Origin of the sequence: Cupriavidus sp. H18C1, assembly GCF_049311595.1 — a bacterium.
Taxonomy (GTDB): Bacteria; Pseudomonadota; Gammaproteobacteria; order Burkholderiales; family Burkholderiaceae; genus Cupriavidus; species Cupriavidus cauae.
In genome coordinates this window covers 810394-830266 of record NZ_CP186008.1, presented here as the reverse complement: position 1 = coordinate 830266, position 19873 = coordinate 810394, and the positions used below count along the sequence as shown (strand labels likewise).

20 protein-coding genes and 2 pseudogenes are annotated in these 19873 nt (G+C 67.7%); 10 read left to right on the top strand and 12 right to left on the bottom strand.

Annotation, left to right across the window (positions count from 1 at the left end; translation table 11 throughout):
• Positions 1 to 3: 3 nt before the first annotated feature.
• From OJJOAM_RS03905 to OJJOAM_RS03855, 11 genes and pseudogenes are all read right to left on the bottom strand, one after another.
• Positions 4 to 590: pseudogene (locus tag OJJOAM_RS03905) on the bottom strand (TIGR00730 family Rossman fold protein).
• Complete coding sequence (locus OJJOAM_RS03900) at positions 587 to 1333, bottom strand: TetR/AcrR family transcriptional regulator (protein WP_422648922.1); 747 nt, start codon at positions 1331 to 1333, stop codon at positions 587 to 589. Before OJJOAM_RS03900 ends, OJJOAM_RS03905 begins: the two are co-directional and overlap by 4 nt.
• A 207-nt stretch (positions 1334 to 1540) precedes the next feature.
• Complete coding sequence (locus tag OJJOAM_RS03895; protein WP_422648921.1) at positions 1541 to 2116, bottom strand: diacylglycerol kinase; 576 nt, start codon at positions 2114 to 2116, stop codon at positions 1541 to 1543.
• Positions 2011 to 3063, bottom strand: a pseudogene (locus OJJOAM_RS03890) (glycosyltransferase family 4 protein); the annotation flags it as partial. The pseudogene OJJOAM_RS03890 and the gene OJJOAM_RS03895, both read right to left, overlap by 106 nt.
• 68 nt (positions 3064 to 3131) lie before the next feature.
• Positions 3132 to 3962, bottom strand: coding sequence for a UDP-2,3-diacylglucosamine diphosphatase (locus tag OJJOAM_RS03885; RefSeq protein WP_422649487.1), 831 nt, complete (start codon positions 3960 to 3962; stop codon positions 3132 to 3134).
• A gap of 478 nt (positions 3963 to 4440) precedes the next feature.
• On the bottom strand, positions 4441 to 5442 hold the full coding sequence (locus tag OJJOAM_RS03880) for an esterase/lipase family protein (protein WP_422648920.1): 1002 nt from the start codon (positions 5440 to 5442) through the stop codon (positions 4441 to 4443).
• Positions 5439 to 5960 carry an RDD family protein gene (locus OJJOAM_RS03875; protein WP_422649486.1) on the bottom strand — a complete coding sequence of 174 codons (522 nt, stop codon included), beginning with the start codon at positions 5958 to 5960 and terminating at the stop codon, positions 5439 to 5441. The genes OJJOAM_RS03880 and OJJOAM_RS03875 overlap by 4 nt, the downstream gene beginning before the upstream one ends.
• 380 nt (positions 5961 to 6340) lie before the next feature.
• Positions 6341 to 6934 carry a DUF3106 domain-containing protein gene (locus tag OJJOAM_RS03870; RefSeq protein ID WP_422648919.1) on the bottom strand — a complete coding sequence of 198 codons (594 nt, stop codon included), beginning with the start codon at positions 6932 to 6934 and terminating at the stop codon, positions 6341 to 6343.
• 17 nt (positions 6935 to 6951) lie between these two features.
• Positions 6952 to 7200 (bottom strand): hypothetical protein, encoded by a 249-nt coding sequence (locus OJJOAM_RS03865; RefSeq protein WP_422648918.1) that lies wholly within the window; start codon positions 7198 to 7200, stop codon positions 6952 to 6954.
• Entirely contained in the window at positions 7190 to 7618 is a 429-nt protein-coding gene (locus OJJOAM_RS03860; protein ID WP_422648917.1) for a DUF3619 family protein, read from the bottom strand. Before OJJOAM_RS03860 ends, OJJOAM_RS03865 begins: the two co-directional genes overlap by 11 nt.
• Complete coding sequence (locus OJJOAM_RS03855) at positions 7615 to 8181, bottom strand: RNA polymerase sigma factor (RefSeq protein ID WP_422648916.1); 567 nt, start codon at positions 8179 to 8181, stop codon at positions 7615 to 7617. The genes OJJOAM_RS03860 and OJJOAM_RS03855 overlap by 4 nt, the downstream gene beginning before the upstream one ends.
• A 305-nt stretch (positions 8182 to 8486) precedes the next feature.
• Here OJJOAM_RS03855 and OJJOAM_RS03850 point away from each other — a divergent pair, with 305 nt between their 5' ends.
• The 9 genes from OJJOAM_RS03850 (at position 8487) to OJJOAM_RS03810 (ending at position 17796) form a co-directional block, all read left to right on the top strand.
• Positions 8487 to 10250, top strand: coding sequence for an acetolactate synthase 3 catalytic subunit (locus OJJOAM_RS03850; protein WP_422648915.1), 1764 nt, complete (start codon positions 8487 to 8489; stop codon positions 10248 to 10250).
• Positions 10250 to 10741 (top strand): acetolactate synthase small subunit, encoded by a 492-nt coding sequence (gene ilvN / locus OJJOAM_RS03845; protein ID WP_006577027.1) that lies wholly within the window; start codon positions 10250 to 10252, stop codon positions 10739 to 10741. The genes OJJOAM_RS03850 and ilvN overlap by 1 nt, the downstream gene beginning before the upstream one ends.
• A 125-nt stretch (positions 10742 to 10866) precedes the next feature.
• Positions 10867 to 11883, top strand: a complete 1017-nt coding sequence (gene ilvC / locus OJJOAM_RS03840) for a ketol-acid reductoisomerase (protein ID WP_006577028.1) — start codon at positions 10867 to 10869, stop codon at positions 11881 to 11883.
• 195 nt (positions 11884 to 12078) lie between these two features.
• Positions 12079 to 12723, top strand: coding sequence for a phosphatidylserine decarboxylase (locus tag OJJOAM_RS03835; RefSeq protein ID WP_422648914.1), 645 nt, complete (start codon positions 12079 to 12081; stop codon positions 12721 to 12723).
• Positions 12724 to 12748: 25 nt separating this feature from the next.
• Positions 12749 to 13636: a CDP-diacylglycerol--serine O-phosphatidyltransferase gene (gene pssA, locus OJJOAM_RS03830; protein ID WP_422648913.1), complete on the top strand. Its 888-nt coding sequence runs from the start codon at positions 12749 to 12751 to the stop codon at positions 13634 to 13636.
• Positions 13637 to 13850: 214 nt separating this feature from the next.
• Positions 13851 to 14357, top strand: a complete 507-nt coding sequence (lysM, locus tag OJJOAM_RS03825) for a peptidoglycan-binding protein LysM (RefSeq protein WP_422648912.1) — start codon at positions 13851 to 13853, stop codon at positions 14355 to 14357.
• A 368-nt stretch (positions 14358 to 14725) separates the two neighbouring features.
• The gene (locus OJJOAM_RS03820) at positions 14726 to 16264 is read left to right on the top strand and encodes a 2-isopropylmalate synthase (protein ID WP_006577032.1); all 1539 of its coding nucleotides are present in this window, start codon (positions 14726 to 14728) and stop codon (positions 16262 to 16264) included.
• A gap of 268 nt (positions 16265 to 16532) precedes the next feature.
• The gene (locus OJJOAM_RS03815) at positions 16533 to 17288 is read left to right on the top strand and encodes a hypothetical protein (RefSeq protein WP_422649648.1); all 756 of its coding nucleotides are present in this window, start codon (positions 16533 to 16535) and stop codon (positions 17286 to 17288) included.
• A complete protein-coding gene (locus OJJOAM_RS03810; RefSeq protein WP_422648911.1) occupies positions 17242 to 17796 on the top strand; it encodes a hypothetical protein in 555 nt (184 codons plus the stop codon). The genes OJJOAM_RS03815 and OJJOAM_RS03810 overlap by 47 nt, the downstream gene beginning before the upstream one ends.
• 6 nt (positions 17797 to 17802) lie before the next feature.
• Here the strand turns inward: OJJOAM_RS03810 and OJJOAM_RS03805 are convergent, their stop codons facing one another.
• On the bottom strand, positions 17803 to 18327 hold the full coding sequence (locus OJJOAM_RS03805; protein ID WP_422648910.1) for a hypothetical protein: 525 nt from the start codon (positions 18325 to 18327) through the stop codon (positions 17803 to 17805).
• A gap of 130 nt (positions 18328 to 18457) precedes the next feature.
• On the opposite strand from OJJOAM_RS03805, the gene OJJOAM_RS03800 reads away from it, so the two are divergent.
• Entirely contained in the window at positions 18458 to 19705 is a 1248-nt protein-coding gene (locus OJJOAM_RS03800; protein WP_422648909.1) for a branched-chain amino acid ABC transporter substrate-binding protein, read from the top strand.
• Positions 19706 to 19873 lie beyond the last annotated feature (168 nt).

The following is a 19873-nucleotide window of genomic DNA, read 5'->3' as shown; positions in this document are numbered from 1 at the left end:
GGCTCAGGTCTTGTCGCGCGCCTGCTGCCATTTGTCGACGCGCAGCTGCGGCACGTTGGCCAGCGACTCGATGATGCCGGCGGGGGGTATCGGCCACGCGCAGCAGGCCGGCGTGTTCGGGCTTCAGGAAGCCTTCGCCAACCGCATGGCGCAGGAAGCCGAGCATGCCGTCATAGAAGCCCGCGACGTTGAGCACGCCGACCGGCTTGGCGTGATAGCCCAGCTGCAGCCAGGTGAACGTCTCGAACAGTTCCTCGTAGGTGCCGATGCCGCCGGGCATCGCGACGAAGCGCGTCGGCACGGTCGGCCATCATCTGCTTGCGCTCGTGCATGTTGCGCACGACGTGCAGCTCGGTCAGGCCGGCGTGGCCGATCTCCTTGTGCATCAGCGCCTCGGGAATGATGCCGATCGCGGTGCCACCGTGTTCGAGCACCGCATCGGCGACCATCCCCATCAGGCCCACCTTGCCGCCGCCGTAGACCAGCGCCAGGCCCTTGTCGGCCAGCGCGCGGCCCATCGCGCGCGCCGCCTCGGCGTATTCGCGACGATTGCCGGGGCTCGAACCGCAATAGACGCAAACCGATTTCACTGCTTTCCTTCCTGTTGTGGTTTGGGGTGAGCGGGCGACGGCGCACCGGCCTTGCCCGACGGTTCTGCCTGCGCCTTGGCCGCGGCGAACTCGCGCGCGAGCTGATCGAAGGCCTGGCGCGCGTTGCCGCGCAGATAGGGCGCGAGGATCGAGAAGATGTGGTAGCTGGCGCTGTGCAGGTAGCCGCGGATCTGCTCGGGATCGTTGTACTGGCGCGGATGCTGCACGAACTGGAACGACAGCCAGTAGGTCGCGACGACGACGATATTGGTGCAGATCGCGTCGACCTGCTCCGGCGTGGCCTCCATCTCGCCGTCGTCGAGGAACTGGCGGCAGATCTCCTGCGCGAAGCGCTTCTTCTGCTCGACGATGCGCTTGAAGTTGGTCTCCAGCATCCGGTTGCGGGCCAGCAGGTCGTTGATGTCCCGGTACAGGAAGCGGTAGTTCCACAGGAACTCGGACATGTACTGCAGATAGCCCCAGCTTTCGCCGAGCGTCGGCTTGTGGTCGTCCGGCAGCTTCAGCCGGCGTTCCATTTCCTGTTCGAAGCGCGCGAAGATCGACGTGATGATGTCGTCCTTGTTGCGGAAGTGGTAGTACAGGTTGCCGGGGCTGATCTCCATCGCCTCGGCGATGGTGGTGGTGGTCACATTGGGCTCGCCGACCTCGTTGAACAGGCGCAGCGAGACATCGAGGATGCGGTCCCGCGTGCGGCGGGGACCGGTCTGGGGTTTGGATTCCATGAGGCCGGGCAAGCTAGGACAGGCGCGGGCCGCAAACGGACGGACCGGCGCACTGCGAATGGACGGACTGCGATTATATGCAATGGCATCGCAGGCGGCCCCGCGGCGCCATGCCGCTGAGTCCGGCTCAGCCGATCAGCCGCTCACCCGCTCACCCGCTCAACCGCTCAACCGCTCAGCCGCTCAGCCGCTCAGCCGCTCAGCCGCTCAGCCGCTCAGCGCGCGCAGCCAGCCCACCACATGCGGAGCGGCGATCGCCAGCCAGGTGCCGCCGCACAGCACCAGCGCCAGCATCACCGCCGCGCTGCCGAAATCCTTGGCGCGCTTGGACAGCCCGTGCCGCTCCAGCGAGATGCGATCGACCGCGGCCTCGACGCTCGAATTGAGCAGCTCGACGATCAGCACCAGCAGCAGCGTGCCCAGCAGCAGGATCCGTTCGACCACGGTCACGGGCAGCAGGAAGGCCAGCGGTGTCAGCACCGCCACCAGCGTCAGTTCCTGCCGGAACGCGCTTTCCTCGAGCACCGCATAGCGCAGGCCCGACAGCGAATTGACCGCGGCCCGCCAGGCACGGGCGATGCCGCGGTTGCCCTTGTGGGGGTTGTCTTCAATCGTGTAGTCGCTGTTCTCGCGGGGCAAGGTCGGCTTCGGCACGGAGTTGTCGGAGGGAAGAGGGGGGTTTCGCCATGATCTTGTCGGGGGCGCGCGGTCTGGCCGTGGCCGTTCGGCATGCCGTGCAGCGGTCGCAGATGCGCGAGGAACTGTTCGGACGCGGCGCGCCACGAGAAGCGTTCGGCGTGCGCGCGTGCGGTGGCACGGTCGATGCGCAGCGCTTCGAGGCAGGCCTCGCGCAAATCCTCGTGCATCACGCCGGCGTCGCTGTCGCCCAGCACATCGATCGGACCGGTGACCGGATAGGCCGCGACCGGCAGACCGCTGGCCAGCGCTTCGAGCAGCACCAGGCCAAAGGTATCGGTGCGGCTCGGGAACACGAAGACATCGGCCGAAGCATACACCTTGGCAAGCTCGGGCTGGCTCAGCACGCCCAGGTAATTGGCGTTCGGATAGCGCGCCCGCAGCGCCGGCAGCGCGGGGCCGTCGCCGACGACCCACTTGGAGCCGGGCAGGTCGAGCGCGAGGAAGGCCTCGACGTTCTTCTCGACCGCGACGCGGCCGACGTAGAGGAAGATCGGGTGGGCGGTGTTCAGCACGTTGACCGACTGCGGCACGAACACGTCCAGATCGACGCCGCGCGTCCACAGCACCGCATGCTCGATGCCGAAGCGGTGCAGGTCCTGCAGCACCACCGGCGTGGGCGCCATCACCGCCTGGGCCGGGCCGTGGAACCAGCGCAGGAAGCGATAGGTCCAGGCCAGCGGAATGCCGAAGCGAGCCTGCACGTATTCGGGAAAGCGGGTGTGATAGGCGGTGGTGAACGGCAGCTTCTGGCGCACCGCGTGGCGGCGCGCCGCCAGGCCGAGCGGGCCCTCGGTGGCGATATGCAGTGCGTCCGGCGCGAACTCGCGGATGCGCCGGCGCACCGCCGCGCCGGGCAGCAGCGACAGGCGAATCTCGGGGTAAGTCGGGCACGGCACCGTGCGGAATTCGAGCGGTGTCAGCAGCTCGACGGTATGGCCCATCGCCTGCAGCTCGCGGCGGGTCGACTTCAGCGTGCGAACCACGCCGTTGACCTGCGGTTCCCAGGCATCGGTGACGATCAGGATTTTCATGGTGTGTCCTTGCGGCGGCGCCGCGGTATCGGTTGCCCAGCAGCGATCGGTCGGAATGCGGCGCGGTGCTACACCGTCGCCGCGCTCTTGCGCAGGCGGCGCGCGGCGGGCTGCGCGGGGTCGCGCAGCGTAGTCCAGTAGACGATCTTCAGCTCGCCCTCCATGGTCTCGACCAGCGCCGACAGGCTCTCGACCCAGTCGCCGTCGTTGCAGTAGAGCTGGCCGTCGACCTCGCGGATCTCGGCTTTGTGGATATGGCCGCAGACCACGCCGTCGCAGCCGCGCCGGCGCGCTTCCTCGACCATCGCGTGTTCGAACGAGCTGATGTAGTTGACCGCGTTCTTGACCTGGTGCTTCAGGTACTGCGACAGCGACCAGTAGGGAAAGCCCAGCCGCGCGCGGATGCGGTTGAAATGCCGGTTCAGCGCGAGGATCAGCGTGTAGAGCGTGTCGCCCAGATAGGCGAGCCAGCGCGCGTGCTGCACCACGCCGTCGAACAGGTCCCCATGCACGACCCACAGGCGCCGGCCGGTCGCGGTCACGTGCACCGCTTCCTCGCGCACCACCACGTCGCCGAAGGCCAGGCCGTCGAACTGGCGCGCGACCTCGTCGTGGTTGCCCGGCACGTAGATGACCTCGGTACCCTTGCGCGCCTTGCGCAGCAGCTTCTGCACGACGTCGTTGTGGCTCTGCGGCCAGTACCACCCGCGCCGCAGCTGCCAGCCGTCGATGATGTCGCCGACCAGGTACAGCGTGTCGGACTCGTTGTGCTTGAGGAAGTCGAGCAGGTAGTCCGCCTGGCAGCCCGGCGTGCCCAGATGGATGTCGGACAGCCAGATCGCGCGGTAGCGCTCGGCTTCAGGTGGCTCGGAAGAGGGGGGCGGTGGCCGGGACCGGATCGCGCCGGTCCTGGTGGTCCAGGCGGTCGGTGTCGGCGGGGAAGGCAGTGGTCGGCGCACGGTCCAGACCGGGCGGCATGAAGGCGGCTGGCATGCCGGGAATGGCGGCCAGCGGCAGCATCGGGTCGGAGCGTCCGCGCAGTCGCTGCGCGGCGCGGGCCAGATGTGCCCGGGCGGAACGGAGTGGACTGACCATGGCGGCCCCGGTGACGGCGATGACTGCATTGAGCCAGCCATCGGTGACGGCGCCATGACGGAAACATGAATGACATGTGACCAACCGTAAAGGGGGGCTGCGGTCGGCGGTTGGCCGTCGGCGATCACCGATCAGCGGCTAGCGGCTAGCGGCTAGCGGCTAGCGGCTAGCGGTGCGGTCGGCGGTCGGCGTGAGCGGCGATGCCGGCGGAAATCGACCGGTCGGAAATCGACGGGTCAGAGAATCGACCGGTCAGGAAGCGGTCGCTCAGGAAGCGATCGCTCAGGAAGCGGCCGGAGCCGCGGCGTGCGCGAGACGGTCCAGCGCCGACAGCACCGCGTCGAACGCGCGCGGGTCGCGCAGCAGCGAGACATGGCCGATGCCGGCCAGCGCGACGTTGTGCGCGCCGTCGAGCCAGCTGGTTTCGGCCGGGCCGGCGATCGAATCGTGCCAGCTGAAGATCGACACCATCGCGGCGCGATCGCCCGGGCTTTCGCCACCCGCCAGCGCATGCAGCCAGTCGTTGCCGCAGCGCATCTGGCGCGCATTGGCGCCGCTGCCGATGCTGGCCAGCGTGCAGCCGTGGTGTGGCGTGCCGAGCGTGACGATGCCCGCGCAGGCGGCCGGGCGTCCCTCGCGGCGGGCGCGGGCCAGCGCCGCGCGCGCCGCGAGTCCGCCCATGCTGTGGCACAGCAGCAGCGGGGCGCGGCCGGCGCTGCGGTTCAGCGTGTCGATCGCGGCCAGCAGCGCGTCGCCATAGTCGTCGATATCGGCCAGCATCGGCTCGAGGTCGATCGCCTCGCAGCGATAGCCGGCGGCGGCCAGCACCGGCTGCAGGTCGAGCCAGACCGCGCGATTGCAGCCGTAGCCGTGCACCAGCAGCACCGGCGGTCGCGCAGCCGCGGCATCCGGCTTGGCCGGCACGAACGGCCGGCGATGGCGGAAGGGCTGCAGCCAGTTGAACATGCGGAACACCGCGATGCATTCGCGCAGATAGCAGAGCAGGGCTTGCCGCGGACCGAGACGCGCGGCCGAGCGATGCGCCTGCAGCGCCGGCGGCAGCGTCGGCATGCCGGCGGCGAACGCGCCGGTGCCGCCCACCGAGATCGCGAAGGCCATCGCCACTGACAGCGCGAACAGCACCAGCACCGTGGCGATGCCCCCGGCCAGCGCCGCGGGCCAGTTCCAGTCGGCCAGCCGGACCAGCGCCAGCGCGACACCGTACGCACCGCCGAGCTGCATCGCCACGGCGATGCGGCGCACCGCGGTGGCGGTCAGCTTCATGGCTGGCGCGGCGGCCGCAGGTCGACCAGCCGCGTGCCGGCCAGCCGGTCGTGCAGGAACTGCCGGCGCCGATCGAGGAAGGCCAGCAACAGCCAGACCGCCAGGCCGCAAGCCAGTACGCCAACGAAGGGCCCCTTGACGAGGCCCAGCGCATGCCCCACCGCCGCCGATGGCGGCAGCCACAGCCAGGCCAGCAGATAGCGCAGCGCCGCGCGGGGCCAGCGCGGCGGCTTGCCGTTGGCGGCTTCGACGCGGATGCGCCAGGTCTGCATCGGCAGCGTCTGGCCGGTGCGCTGCCAGAACCAGGTGAAATAAAAGCCCATCACCAGGAAGCTCCATAGCTGCATGGTCAGCGGCGTATCGACGCGCAGTTCGCGCAGCAGTGGCCGGGCCAGCAGATAGAGCGCGGTGGAGGCGCTCAGCACCCCGAACAGCAGCACGCCTTCGTACAGCATGCAGGCAACGCGGCGGCGGATGGTAGGCGCCGCCGGCGTGGGCGGCTGCTTCGAGGCGTGCATCGAGGCGTGCGCCTGCCGCGCGGTGGTCGGCTCGGGGCGGGGTTCGGCGGCGTCAGTGGCGGGCTTGGCGGACATTTGCAGGCATGGGCAGCGGTGTGCGAATCGGGCGAGGCGCGGACGGGGGCCGTGCCGCTGGTGTAATGGGCAGCGGCATTATGCCAAGGCGTCGCGTCGGCCTGCATCGGGGTGGCGGCGAGGCGGCTTGCGAGGTGTGCGCCGGACTGTGCCGGATTTGCGGCCAATTTGCGCGGCGGATTATGTGGTGGACTATGCGGCAGATTATGCGGCCGGCCGGATTGCGCGGGGGAGCAAGTGGTGCAGGGTAGCGATCGAGTGGTGCAGCGTCGCGTCGCGCCGCCGCCGCGGTCGGCGGGGCCCGATCAGTTGCCGCGGGAGAAGGTGTCGGTGCTGGTGGCCGGCGCGATCTCGGTGACCGGCCCCGAGGCCGCCGCCGTGCCGCTGGCGGCTTCGACGGGGACGGCCGCGCTGGCTGCCGCCACGCTGGCACCGCTGGCCGGGGCGGTGCCCGGCACCAGCGCGGCGGAGGCCGAGAGGACCGCGGGAGCGCTCGCGGCGGGCGGGGCCGACGCCCCGCTTGCCGCGTGCGGCGGCACGGTCCGTATCGGCGTCGTCGAAATGGGCGGCTTGCGGCTGGAGGGCAACGCGCTGACCGCGCCGGGTCGCGGCGGCACCTTGGCCGCTTCCGCCAGCTGGCGCTTCTGCGCCTCGGGCAACTGCTGGTAGCGGTCCCACGCCTCGGTCTTGCGCTCGACCGGCACGGTGCGGTGGATCTGGAAATTCTCGCGCGCCAGCCGGCGCTGCTCGGGCGTCATCTGCGCCCACTCGGTCATGCGCGCATGCAGGCGCTGCTGCTCGGCCGGCGCCAGTTCCTGGAAGCGGGCGGCGATGCGCAGCCATTTGCGGCGATGGACCTCGGTCAGCGTGTTCCACTGGCCCGCCAGCGGCGCGAGCACGCGCTGCTGGGCCGCCGTCAGCTCGGACCAGGCGGGGCGAGCCGTACGGACGGCCGCGCTGGGGGGCCGGACTGGTGGCCGCATTGGTGGCCGCGTTTGTGGCCGGCTTGGCCGCGGGGCTCGACACCTTGGCCCCCCGGCTCGGCGGCATCGCGGGCCTGCGCGGCGGGCGGCGTCAGGCACCACAGCGCCGCGGCGCCCAGGCCGGCGCCCAGCAGCAGCGCCAGGCCGCGGCGCGTGCGGACATCCCCCGGTTTATTCGCCATGCTTGAGGAAGACATGGAAGCCCTCGTCCGCGTAGGCGGCGGGCGGCAGTTCGTCGAGCAACATGGCGGCGTCGACATCGGCGAGTTCCTCGATCCGTTGCTGCTGCTGCCATTGGTAGATGCCCGCCAGCCCGCCGGCCAGCGCGACCAGCGTCCATACCAGGCCCAGCCGGCGCACCCAGTCGCCCAGCGGCCGCATGGCGCGGCGCGCGTCGCCGTGCAGCGACGGGCCGGCCGCGGCAAGGCGGGGTAATGTTTGAGGCGCTTCGACGCGGCGCCGCGACAGCGCCACGCGGCGTGCGGCGGCCAGCCGGTCGGCGATGTCGGCCGGCACCTGGTTGGCGGAGGCGTCCAGCATGGCGGTGATCTGCCGGGCCAGGCGGCGTTGCTCGATCTCGGATGCGTTTCTGCTGTTCATAGTCGGAGTCCCCGGGCGCGCAGCGCCTGCGCCAGGGCATGCGTGGCGCGCGAACAGTGGGTCTTGACGCTGCCTTCGGAACATCCCATGGCAGCGGCCGTTTCCGCGACGTCCATATCCTCCCAGTAACGCAGCAGGAAGGCCTCGCGTTGACGGGTGGGCAGGCGCTGGACTTCTTCTTCGATGATGCGCATGGTCTGCACCCGTTCGAACCGGTCGGCGCTGCTCTCGGCGGCCTGCGAACCCGGCTCGCTCTCCAGCGCCTCCAGCAGGTCGGCGTCGTCGCCGTCGCGCTCGTCGCGCAGGTTCGAGAACAGCGTGACCCAGGTGTTGCGCACCTTCTGGCGGCGAAACCAGTCGTGGATGGTGTTCTGCAGGATGCGCTGGAACAGCGGCGGCAACTCGGCCGGGCCGCGGTCGCCGTATTTTTCGGCCAGCTTGATCATGGCGTCCTGGACGATGTCCAGGGCGGCCTGTTCGTCCCGTACCGCGAATACCGCGTGCTTGAAGGCGCGGCGTTCGGCGCTGGCGAGAAAATCGGATAGTTCCTGTTCGGTTGCCATGCGGCGGGCAAGGGCGGCCGGCGCGAAGGCCGCACCATGGCGGGGCGGCCGGCAGCCCGGAAATCAGCAAAATGCGCCGATGCTAGCAAATAACCGGGCGGCCGTGTCGCCCCGGCGACACGACGCGAGACCATAGACCGCGCTGGTGCGATGCAGTATCATCGACGGTTCACGACATCAGTGGTTGTCTCATCTGGCCGCTTATGAGGCGGTCTCCCATGCAGACGCGCACCGCTTGAACCCGTGCCACAAGCCCGGCAGAGAGCATCCAAACAATTTTTTGCCGAAAATTGCAAAGGACTGACATGAACATGCCCAGCGCGGAATTCTCCCACGCCGACAGCAATTCATCCGCCGCACCCGAAATGATCGGGGCGGAAATCCTCGTCCACGCACTTGCCGAAGAAGGCGTCGAATACGTCTGGGGTTATCCCGGCGGCGCAGTGCTGTATATCTACGACGAGCTGTACAAGCAAAAGAAAATCGAGCACATCCTGGTGCGCCACGAGCAGGCCGCGGTCCACGCCGCGGACGGCTATGCGCGCGCGACCGGCAAGGTGGGCTGCGCGCTGGTGACCTCGGGTCCCGGCGTGACCAATGCCGTCACCGGCATCGCCACCGCCTACCTGGACTCGATTCCGATGGTCGTGATCACCGGCAACGTGCCGACCCACGCGATCGGCCAGGATGCCTTCCAGGAGTGCGACACCGTGGGCATCACGCGCCCGGTGGTCAAGCACAACTTCCTGGTCAAGGACGTGCGCGATCTGGCGGCGACGATCAAGAAGGCCTTCTATATCGCCGCGACCGGCCGTCCCGGTCCGGTGGTGGTCGACATCCCGAAGGACGTGTCGCGCAATGCCTGCCGCTACGAGTACCCGAAGGCGATCGACATGCGCTCGTACAACCCCGTCAACAAGGGGCATTCGGGCCAGATCCGCAAGGCATTGGCGCTGCTGCAGAGCGCCGAGCGGCCGCTGATCTATTCGGGCGGCGGCGTGGTGCTGGCCAATGCCAGCGACGAGCTGCGCCAGCTGGCCGCGCTGACCGGCCATCCGGTCACCAACACGCTGATGGGCCTGGGCGCGTTCCCCGGCACCAGCAAGCAGTTCGTCGGCATGCTCGGCATGCACGGCACCTACGAAGCCAATATGGCGATGCAGAACTGCGACGTGCTGATCGCCATCGGCGCGCGTTTCGACGACCGCGTGATCGGCAATCCGGCGCACTTCACCTCGCAGCCGCGCAAGATCATCCATATCGATATCGACCCCTCGTCGATCTCGAAGCGGGTCAAGGTCGACATCCCCATCGTCGGCAACGTCAAGGACGTGCTGCAGGAACTGATCGCGCAGCTGCAGGCCAGCGACGTCAAGCCCCGCCGCGAGGCGCTGTCGCGCTGGTGGGAGCAGATCGAGCAATGGCGCTCGGTGGACTGCCTGAAGTACGACCGCGATTCCGAGATCATCAAGCCGCAGTACGTGATCGAGAAGATCTGGGAACTGACCGGCGGCGATGCCTTCGTCTGCTCCGACGTCGGCCAGCACCAGATGTGGGCCGCGCAGTTCTACAAGTTCGACCAGCCGCGCCGCTGGATCAACTCGGGCGGCCTGGGCACGATGGGCGTGGGCCTGCCGTACGCGATGGGCATCAAGAAGGCGTTCCCGGACAAGGAGGTCGTCACCGTGACCGGTGAGGGCTCGATCCAGATGTGCATCCAGGAGCTGTCGACCTGCCTGCAGTACGACACCCCGGTCAAGATCTGCGCGCTGAACAACCGCTATCTGGGCATGGTGCGCCAGTGGCAGGAGATCGAGTACGACAACCGCTACTCGCATTCCTACATGGACGCGCTGCCCGACTTCGTCAAGCTGGCCGAGGCCTATGGCCACGTCGGCATGCGCATCGAGAGGACCGCGGACGTCGAGCCGGCGCTGCGGGAAGCCTTCCGCCTGAAGGACCGCACCGTGTTCCTGGACTTCCAGACCGATCCGACCGAGAACGTCTGGCCGATGGTGCAGGCGGGCAAGGGCATTTCCGAAATGCTGCTCGGCGCGGAGGACCTGTGATGCGACACATCATTTCGGTCCTGCTGGAGAACGAACCGGGCGCGCTGTCGCGCGTGGTGGGGCTGTTCTCGGCGCGCGGCTACAACATCGAGACGCTGACCGTGGCGCCCACCGAGGACGCCTCGCTGTCGCGGATGACGATCGTGACGACCGGCTCGGATGACGTGATCGAACAGATCACCAAGCATCTGAACCGGCTGGTCGAGGTGGTCAAGGTGGTCGACCTGACCGAGGGCGCGCATATCGAGCGCGAGCTGATGCTCGTCAAGGTGCGCGCGGTCGGCAAGGAGCGCGAGGAGATGAAACGCACCGCGGACATCTTCCGCGGCCGGGTCATCGACGTCACCGAGAAGACCTACACGATCGAGCTGACCGGCAACGGCAGCAAGCTCGATGCCTTTCTCGATGCGATCGATCGCAGCGCGATCCTGGAGACCGTCCGTACCGGCGGCTCGGGAATCGGCCGCGGCGAGCGCATCCTGAAGGTCTGACGCCGGTCTCTCGCGCGGCAACCCCACCACACCACATTGCAGTATCGACGGCGGCGCGCACGCGCCGACTACATGCGCGGCGCGTCGTCGACTCCCAACATCGGAAAAAGAGCGAAGGAATCATCATGAAAGTGTTTTACGACAAGGACGCCGACCTGTCCCTGATCAAGGGCAAGAACGTCACCATCATCGGCTACGGCTCGCAGGGTCACGCCCACGCGCTGAACCTGAACGACTCGGGCGTCAAGGTGACGGTCGGCCTGCGCAAGAACGGCGCGTCGTGGAACAAGGCGGTCAACGCCGGCCTGCAGGTCAAGGAAGTCGCCGAGGCGGTCAAGGACGCCGACGTGGTGATGATCCTGCTGCCGGACGAGCAGATCGCCGACGTCTACAAGAACGAAGTGCACGACAACATCAAGGAAGGCGCCGCGCTGGCCTTCGCCCACGGCTTCAACGTGCACTACGGCGCGGTGATCCCGCGCGCCGACCTCGACGTGATCATGATCGCGCCGAAGGCCCCGGGCCACACCGTGCGTTCGACCTACAGCCAGGGCGGCGGCGTGCCGCACCTGATCGCGGTGCACCAGAACAAGTCGGGCGCCGCCCGCGACATCGCGCTGTCGTACGCCACCGCCAACGGCGGCGGCCGTGCCGGCATCATCGAGACCAACTTCCGTGAAGAAACCGAGACCGACCTGTTCGGCGAGCAGGCCGTGCTGTGCGGCGGTACCGTCGAGCTGATCAAGGCCGGTTTCGAGACGCTGGTCGAAGCCGGCTACGCGCCGGAAATGGCCTACTTCGAGTGCCTGCACGAGCTGAAGCTGATCGTCGACCTGATCTACGAAGGCGGCATCGCCAACATGAACTACTCGATCTCCAACAACGCCGAGTACGGCGAGTACGTGACCGGCCCGCGCGTCGTCACCGAGGAGACCAAGAAGGCCATGAAGCAGTGCCTGAAGGACATCCAGACCGGCGAATACGCCAAGAGCTTCCTGCTCGAGAACAAGGCCGGCGCCCCGACCCTGATCTCGCGCCGCCGCCTGACCGCCGAGCACCAGATCGAGGAAGTGGGTGCGAAGCTGCGCGCGATGATGCCCTGGATCGCCAAGAACAAGCTGGTCGACCAGTCGAAGAACTAAGCGTGCCGAACGCCGCGCCGCCGGGTTTGCCGGCCGGCGCGGCCTCAGCCCCGCAGCCGTTCAGCCTTCCGTCCCCCAGAGGCGGTCGCCATGGCCAGACCATGGTCCGCCGAGGGAAAACGGGCGAGGGCTGGGCGGCTTTTTTGTTATCCTTGTCAGACTTGACTGACCTCCATTGACCTCTTTCCCACCTGCATGAACTATCCCCATCCGCTGATCGCCCGTGAAGGCTGGCCGTTCCTGGCCGGCGCTTTTGTCATTTCGCTGCTGGTGCATGCCAGCGCGGGATTCTGGTGGGCGCTGCCGTTCTGGATCGTCACGGTGTTCGTGCTGCAGTTCTTCCGCGACCCGCCCCGGCCGATTCCGACCCAGCCCAACGCGGTGCTGGCGCCGGCCGACGGCCGCATCGTCGCGGTCGAGAAGACCCAGGACCCCTACGCCGGCCGCGAGGCGCTGAAGATCAGCGTGTTCATGAACGTCTTCAACGTGCATTCGAACCGCGTGTCGGTCGACGGCACGGTCGAGAAGATCGATTATTTCCCCGGCCAGTTTGTCAACGCCGACCTGGACAAGGCCTCGACCGAGAACGAGCGCAACGCGGTGGTGATCCGCCGCAACGGCGACGGCAAGGTCGTCACGCTGGTGCAGGTCGCCGGCCTGATCGCGCGGCGCATCCTGTGCTACACGCGCGTCGGCGACACGGTGGCGCGCGGGCAGCGCTACGGCTTCATCCGCTTCGGCTCGCGCGTCGACGTCTATCTGCCGCTGGACGCCCGGCCGCGGGTGACGATCGGCGAGAAGGTGTCGGCCTCGTCGACGGTCCTCGCCGAGCTGGATTGAGCCACGGCGATCGAGGAGATTCGGCATGGGTGCATTCAACCGGCGCAACAAGCGCGTGATCGGCGGCAACGTGACCCATCTGCGGCCGTTCCGCCATAACCAGATGCGGGGCGCGGAGATCGATCCCGTGGACGACGACGAGCTCGAGGTCGAATACGTGCGCCCGCGCCGGCGCGGCATCTACCTGCTGCCGAACGCCTTCACCACGGCGGCGCTGTTCGCCGGCTTCTTCGCCATCGTGCAGGCGATGAACATGCGCTTCGATGTCGCCGCCATCGCGATCTTCGCGGCGATGGTGCTCGACGGCATGGACGGCCGCGTGGCGCGTATCACCAATACGCAGAGCGCCTTCGGCGAGCAGTACGACTCGCTGTCGGACATGACCTCGTTCGGCGTCGCGCCGGCGCTGGTGATGTACGAATGGATCCTGAAGGACCTCGGCAAGTGGGGCTGGATCGCGGCCTTCGTCTATTGCACCTGCGCGGCGCTGCGGCTGGCGCGCTTCAACGCCAATATCGGCGTGGTCGACAAGCGTTTCTTCCAAGGCCTGCCGAGCCCGGCGGCGGCGGCGCTGGTGGCGGGCTTCGTCTGGCTGGCGATCGACAACAAGCTGCCGGTGCGCGAGCTGTGGATGCCATGGGTGGCGTTCACGATCACGCTGTACGCGGGGCTGTCGATGGTCACCAACGCGCCGTTCTACAGCGGCAAGGCGCTCGACGTGCGCCATCGCGTTTCCTTCGGCGTGATGATCCTGGTGATGGTGCTGTTCGTGGTGGTGTCGAGCGATCCACCGGTGGCGCTGTTCGGCCTGTTCGTCGGCTATGCGATCTCCGGCTACGTGCTGTGGGGCTGGCGCGCGATGCACGGCGAGCAGGGCGGCGTGGCGCGCGCCCGGGCGGACAGCGCCGATTGACGCCGGCCGCGGCCGGAACCGCGGCGGATGTCGATTTGATGAACTGGAAAGGCCCTTCGGCGCCTTTTTCGTTTTTGCGTTTGCTTGCGATTCCCCGCTTGTGATGTCCGTCCAATTCGCGGTATGTTGCCGAGGCGTCATGCCGCGAAGGCATGGCGGCCCGCCGCGTAGCCGCGATCGGCTACCGACTTGCCACTGACACAAGGAGAATCCCATGAGCGTGCTGGATTTCATCAAGGAAGCAGGCGAGAAGCTGTTCGGACGCGAGGCCAAGGCCGCCGAGCCGGCCCAGGCGGCGCCCGACGCCGATGCCGCGCAGAAGGCCGAAGCGGCCAACCGTACCGCCGGCGAAGCGATCGAAAACTACATCCGCAAGATGGGACTCGATGCGACCGGGCTGTCGGTGCAGGTCGACGGCGCCCAAGGCAAGGTCACGGTATTTGGCGTTGCGCCGGACCAGGCCACGCGCGAGAAGATCATCCTGTGCTGCGGCAACGTCGAGGGCGTCGAGCAGGTCGAGGACAAGATGTCGGTCAACGTCGAGTCGGAATCGGCCCAATGGCACACCGTGGCCAAGGGCGACACGCTGTCCGCGATCGCGCAGAAGTACTACGGCAAGGCCTCCGCCTACAACGCCATCTTCGAGGCCAACCGCCCGATGCTGTCGCATCCGGACAAGATCTATCCGGGCCAGAAGCTGCGCATTCCGCCGCAGGCCTGATGCTGCTGCCGCTGCCCCGCACCCCGCGGGGCAGGCCGGCGCGCGGCCGCTGGGGAAAACCCGCGTGTTGCGCGCCGTTGCCATCTCGGCTATATTCGCTGCCATGATTTCGCGCCAAGCCCGACTCGCCCGTACCCTGCTAGGTAGCCTACTAGGCAGCCAGGTCGGGACGCGCGCGCGCTGAGGAAGCGATACCTTAACGCGAAGTCGCACAGGATTTATCCACGCCCCGGCCTGCATCCCTGCACGCCGGGGCGTTTTGCATTGTGCCGCAGCGATCGGCGACGATGCGAACAGCCGGCAGCGGGGCACCCGGAACAGAAACCGCCGAAACCCGTTCGAGCACTTATCCCCCAGGAGCGTTTTCCATGTCGGACAAACTGATCATTTTCGATACCACCTTGCGCGACGGCGAGCAGTCGCCCGGCGCCTCGATGACGCGTGAGGAGAAGATCCGCATCGCGCGCCAGCTCGAGCGCCTGAAGGTCGATGTGATCGAGGCCGGCTTCGCCGCCAGCTCGAACGGCGACTTCGAGGCGATCCGCGCGATCGCCCAGACCGTCAAGGATTCGACCATCTGCTCGCTGGCCCGCGCCAACGACAAGGACATCGCCCGCGCCGCCGAGGCGCTCAAGCCGGCCAACTCCTTCCGCATCCATACCTTCATCGCCACCTCGGCGCTGCATATGGAAAAGAAGCTGCGCATGACGCCGGACCAGGTCTACGAGCAGGCGCGCCTGGCGGTGCGTTTCGCGCGCCAGTTCACCGACGACATCGAGTTCTCGCCGGAAGACGGCAGCCGCTCCGACATGGACTTCCTGTGCCGCGTGCTCGAGGCCGTGATCGACGAGGGCGCGACCACGATCAACCTGCCGGACACGGTGGGCTATGCGGTGCCCGAAGGCTATGCCGCGCTGATCCGCTCGGTGCGCGAGCGCATCCCGAATTCGGACAAGGCGGTCTGGTCGGTGCATTGCCATAACGACCTCGGCATGGCGGTGGCGAACTCGCTGGCCGCGGTCAAGCTGGGCGGCGCGCGCCAGATCGAATGCACGATCAACGGCCTGGGCGAGCGCGCCGGCAACACCAGCCTCGAAGAGGTGGTGATGGCGGTCAAGACGCGGCGCGATTACTTCAATCTCGATGTGGGCGTCGATACCACGCAGATCGTGCCGGCCTCGAAGCTGGTCTCGCAGATCACCGGCTTCGTGGTGCAGCCGAACAAGGCCGTGGTCGGCGCCAACGCCTTTGCGCACGCGTCCGGCATCCACCAGGACGGCGTGCTGAAGGCGCGCGACACTTACGAGATCATGCGGGCCGAAGACGTGGGCTGGACCGCGAACAAGATCGTGCTGGGCAAGCTGTCGGGCCGCAACGCGTTCAAGCAGCGCCTGCAGGAACTGGGCATCGAGCTCGACAGCGAAAGCGAGGTCAATGCCGCCTTCGCCCGCTTCAAGGAGCTGGCCGACCAGAAGGCCGAGATCTTCGACGAGGACATCATGGCCATCGTCTCGGACGAGGCCCATGACGCCAACGAGCACTATCGCTTCATCTCGCTGTCGCAGCGTTCGGAAACGGGCGAGCGGCCGCATGCGCGCGTGGTGTTCAACATGGACGGGCAGGAGTACACCGGCGAAGGCGAGGGCAACGGCCCGGTCGATGCCACGCTGCACGCGATCGAAGGCAAGGTGAACAGCGGCGCCGAGCTGGTGCTGTATTCGGTCAACGCGATCACCACCGGCACGCAGGCACAGGGCGAGGTCACGGTGCGGCTGTCCAAGGCCGGCCGCATCGTCAACGGTGTCGGCACCGATCCGGACATCGTCGCGGCTTCGGCCAAGGCCTATCTGGCCGCGCTGAACAAGCTGCACGACAAGGCGGTGCAGAAGATCAATCCGCAGATCTGATCGCGTCGCCTGCGGGCGCGCCACACCGCAACGCCGGACGTTCGCGAGCACGACTCGCGGACGTCCGGCGTTTTTTTATGGGATTTCGGACTGGCGCACCAGATCTTCGCGGCAGGCATTAGCGGGAAGAGGCAAAAGCTATATCTGACAGGAAAACGCGGAAGCGGCTTTCCGCACGGTGCGCAATGATCGCCCGCCCGATTCGATCGGAATCGGGCGTTTCCTTTTTTAAACGCCGTCACCGTACCTTTGATGAAGTGGGATATTGATGTCATTTGATGTAAGCGAATTTGCCCGGCCGGTGCGCATTGCCGATGCGCAGGACCTGAAAGGACTGTCCGATGCGGACATGCAGCGCGTCGCGCTGGGTACCCCGATCGCCATCGGGCAGCGGTATTACTCCGTCCGCTGGGACAAGGCGCACGCCCGCGCCGAACTGAAGTGCCTGTTCGCGCCGGGTGCGGGCGCAGGCGTGGGCAGGGATCGGCAGCAGGAAAAAATGCTGGCGGCCGGCCTGAAAGGGCGATTGCCGGATCAGCTGACCAGGGAGATCAGGCGGGCCGACCTGGCGGTCGATGTCCGGGCGAGCCGTGCCTCGATGGCGCGCCAGGCGGCCATCGAGCATGTTGCCGCGGGCGGCCTGTTGCGGTTGGAGGGCGAGGCCGGCGGCAAGTCGTTCGCCGTGGTGGTGGACAAGCGCGGCAAGGCGGAATGGGCAGCGATCAGCGAATCCCGTTGGCCGGCGCTGTGTGCGTTGCGCGATTTCCTGGCGTGCCTGACCCCCGGCGGTCGCGCCGCGAGAAGGAAGGAGCGGGAGTGCCGGCGGCAGCTGGACGCTTATTTGCCGGCGGCGCAGGTCAAGGCCAGGAGGGAGTCCATCGAAGCGCAACGGGCGGCGGCGACGACCGGGGCCGCATCCGCGGACCCGCACGCGGCCATGGCCTTCCACCAGCGCATTGCCAATCCCCCACGCGGTCATGCAGTTCCTGCGCTTCGAGCGGGACGGCATGCGCCACCAGGATAGCGATGGGAGGTCCGTGGTCCACCATGTCGCGATGAACAAGAACCTGCAGGCGGCACCGGTCCTCGATCAGCTGTTCCAGAGCACTGGCAGGGCTGCCTTGGAGGGCGGCTGGTACCTGCCGGGCGGCGAGGACAGATTCGTGCCGCCGATCGTGGCCACGGACTACGAGGGCAATACGCCGCTCCACTACGCCGTGCAGCACGCCGACAGGAGAACCGTGCAACGCTTCCTTCAGGAGGCGGCGCAGTTTCGCTTCGACTTCGACTTGGGGCGCAACGTCGCGGGCAAGACCGTATTGGATGTCGCGCGGGAACGGAGAGACCCGGAGATCGAGGCCATGGTCCGCAGGTTCGCGGGGGCGCCGTCATCCGCCGAGGCGCCGCTGCCGCCGGAGCAGTCTGCCGGGGCGCGGCGCGATGCACCGCAGGCGCGGGATGCCGGCCCAGGCTTGAAACACCCGGACCCGCGCTGGCCATCTCCTTCCCGGCTTTCGCTGTCCGCGCCCTGAGCGCGCCTAGCGGATCGTCTCGCGCGGATCGGCCAGCGGATCCGGCGTGATCTGGGTCTGCCGCAGCACGCCGGCGTCGTCGAAATAGAAGTGGAACAGCGACGGCCAGTTCTCCTCGTGCAGGAAGCGGTACGACCAGACATCGCGGCGCATCAGCGGAAAATACTGCGTCGGCTCCCGCGGCAGGCCGAAATGCTCGGCGACGTCGCGCTTGGTCCAGGTGCCGATCCGCGCCTTGTACAGCTCCGTGGTGGTCAGCATCTGGCGGAAGCGCGTCAGCTTGCCGCTGGTGTCGAAGTCGGCCGCATAGGCCTGGCGACCCAGCGGCTGCTTCGAATAGATCCAGCGCACCGTGCCGTCGTCGAGCCGGTAGATGTCGGTGGGCTCGCCGAAGGTCGCGCGTACCGTGCTCTCCGGCGCGCCGATCAGCTTCTGCGCCTCCTGTACCGGCTGCAGGATGACGCATGCCGTCAACAGCGCGCCGGCCGCGCCCAGCGCCAGCCAGCGGCCAATGCTCTTCAGTGCTTTCATTGCGATCCTCGATCCTTCATGGCAACGGATAGCGGCAGTGTAGCGCCGCAGGCGCCGCATGGCACCGCCGGCACGATTGCAAGGCGGTGAGCGCTGGCTTACCATGCTGCGCTTTCGCGGAGGTCGTTCGATGGTTGGGAAGGGGTGGCTGGGGGCTTGCCTGTTGGCCCTGGCGGCGGGAGCCGCGTCGGCACAGGAGCCGATCCGGCTCGGCATGATCGACGGGCTGTCGGGCCCGTTCGCCAATGCCGGCGAAGCGGTGGTGCGCAATCTGCGGCTCGCCATCGACCGCGTCAATGCCCGCGGCGGCGTGCGCACCGCGGAAGGGCAGCGCCCGCTGGAGCTCGTCACCTTCGACAGCAAGGGCAATGTCGACGAGAGCCTGATCCAGTTCCGCGCGCTGGTGGACCGCCGCATCCCGTTCGTGCTGCAGGGAAACAGCTCCGCGGTCGCCGCCGCGCTGGTCGGCGCGGTCAACCGCCACAACGCGCGCCAGCCCGACGCGCGCGTGCTGTTCATGAATTACTCGGCGGTCGATCCGGCCCTGACCAACGAGAACTGCAGCTTCTGGCATTTCCGCTTCGATGCCGGCGCCGACATGCGGATGGAGGCGCTGACCGAGGTCATCCGCGCCGACGCCAGCGTGCGCCGCGTCTACCTGATCGCGCAGGACTACAGCTTCGGCCACCAGGTCTCGCGGCTGGCGCGCGACATGCTGGCGGCCAAGCGGCCCGATGTGAAGATCGTCGGCGACGAGTTCCACCCGATCGGCAAGATCAAGGACTTCGCGCCGTATATCGCCAAGATCAAGGCCAGCGGCGCTGACGCGGTGATCACCGGCAACTGGGGCAACGACCTGACGCTGATGGTCAAGGCGGCCCGCGAGGGCGGCCTGGGCGCCAAGTTCTATACGTTCTACGGCAATGGCCTGGGCGCCCCGGCGGCGATGGGCGATGCCGGCGTGGGCCGCGTGCTGGCGGTGGCGGAATGGCATCCGAACGTGGGCGGCGCCGCCTCCGATGCCTTCTATCAGGCCTTCCGCAGCCGCTATCCCGAGCCGAAGGACGACTACGTGCATCTGCGCATGCAGATGATGATCGAGATGCTGGCGCGCGCGATCGAACAGGCCGGGTCCATCGATGCGGTCAAGGTCGCCCGGGCGCTCGAGGGCATGCGCTACGTCAACGATTTCCACGACGCCACCGTGCGCGCGGACGACCACCAGGTGCTGCAGCCGCTCTATGTGTCGATGATGGAGCGCCAGGGCGGGGAAGTGCGCTTCGACAACGAGGGCTCCGGCTACGGCTTCCGCACGGTCAAGCGGCTGAAGTCGGCCCAGACCACGCGGGCCACCACCTGCAAGATGGAGCGCCCGTAGGGGTCGGGAAGGATACGGGGCAGGCCCCGGCCGGTCGCTTTTGCCCGGCCACTCCAGTTGCGCTATAATGCGCGGCTGTCGTTCAGGCGGCACTCGCGGTAACGCGGGCGCACCGGGCGGCAAGGCAGTGTGCGGCGCAAGCCGCACGTTTATCCCGCACGACGTTCG

What these genes read in the sequence shown, in the direction of transcription:
- OJJOAM_RS03900 (WP_422648922.1), bottom strand. Translation starts at nt 1,333, where the DNA reads ATGGAATCCAAACCCCAGACCGGTCCCCGCCGCACGCGGGACCGCATC.
- OJJOAM_RS03880 (WP_422648920.1), bottom strand. Translation starts at nt 5,442, where the DNA reads ATGAAGCTGACCGCCACCGCGGTGCGCCGCATCGCCGTGGCGATGCAG.
- OJJOAM_RS03875 (WP_422649486.1), bottom strand. Translation starts at nt 5,960, where the DNA reads ATGCACGCCTCGAAGCAGCCGCCCACGCCGGCGGCGCCTACCATCCGC.
- OJJOAM_RS03865 (WP_422648918.1), bottom strand. Translation starts at nt 7,200, where the DNA reads ATGGCGAATAAACCGGGGGATGTCCGCACGCGCCGCGGCCTGGCGCTG.
- OJJOAM_RS03860 (WP_422648917.1), bottom strand. Translation starts at nt 7,618, where the DNA reads ATGAACAGCAGAAACGCATCCGAGATCGAGCAACGCCGCCTGGCCCGG.
- OJJOAM_RS03855 (WP_422648916.1), bottom strand. Translation starts at nt 8,181, where the DNA reads ATGGCAACCGAACAGGAACTATCCGATTTTCTCGCCAGCGCCGAACGC.
- OJJOAM_RS03850 (WP_422648915.1), top strand. Translation starts at nt 8,487, where the DNA reads ATGAACATGCCCAGCGCGGAATTCTCCCACGCCGACAGCAATTCATCC.
- ilvN (WP_006577027.1), top strand. Translation starts at nt 10,250, where the DNA reads ATGCGACACATCATTTCGGTCCTGCTGGAGAACGAACCGGGCGCGCTG.
- ilvC (WP_006577028.1), top strand. Translation starts at nt 10,867, where the DNA reads ATGAAAGTGTTTTACGACAAGGACGCCGACCTGTCCCTGATCAAGGGC.
- OJJOAM_RS03835 (WP_422648914.1), top strand. Translation starts at nt 12,079, where the DNA reads ATGAACTATCCCCATCCGCTGATCGCCCGTGAAGGCTGGCCGTTCCTG.
- pssA (WP_422648913.1), top strand. Translation starts at nt 12,749, where the DNA reads ATGGGTGCATTCAACCGGCGCAACAAGCGCGTGATCGGCGGCAACGTG.
- lysM (WP_422648912.1), top strand. Translation starts at nt 13,851, where the DNA reads ATGAGCGTGCTGGATTTCATCAAGGAAGCAGGCGAGAAGCTGTTCGGA.
- OJJOAM_RS03820 (WP_006577032.1), top strand. Translation starts at nt 14,726, where the DNA reads ATGTCGGACAAACTGATCATTTTCGATACCACCTTGCGCGACGGCGAG.
- OJJOAM_RS03815 (WP_422649648.1), top strand. Translation starts at nt 16,533, where the DNA reads ATGTCATTTGATGTAAGCGAATTTGCCCGGCCGGTGCGCATTGCCGAT.
- OJJOAM_RS03810 (WP_422648911.1), top strand. Translation starts at nt 17,242, where the DNA reads ATGCAGTTCCTGCGCTTCGAGCGGGACGGCATGCGCCACCAGGATAGC.
- OJJOAM_RS03805 (WP_422648910.1), bottom strand. Translation starts at nt 18,327, where the DNA reads ATGAAAGCACTGAAGAGCATTGGCCGCTGGCTGGCGCTGGGCGCGGCC.
- OJJOAM_RS03800 (WP_422648909.1), top strand. Translation starts at nt 18,458, where the DNA reads ATGGTTGGGAAGGGGTGGCTGGGGGCTTGCCTGTTGGCCCTGGCGGCG.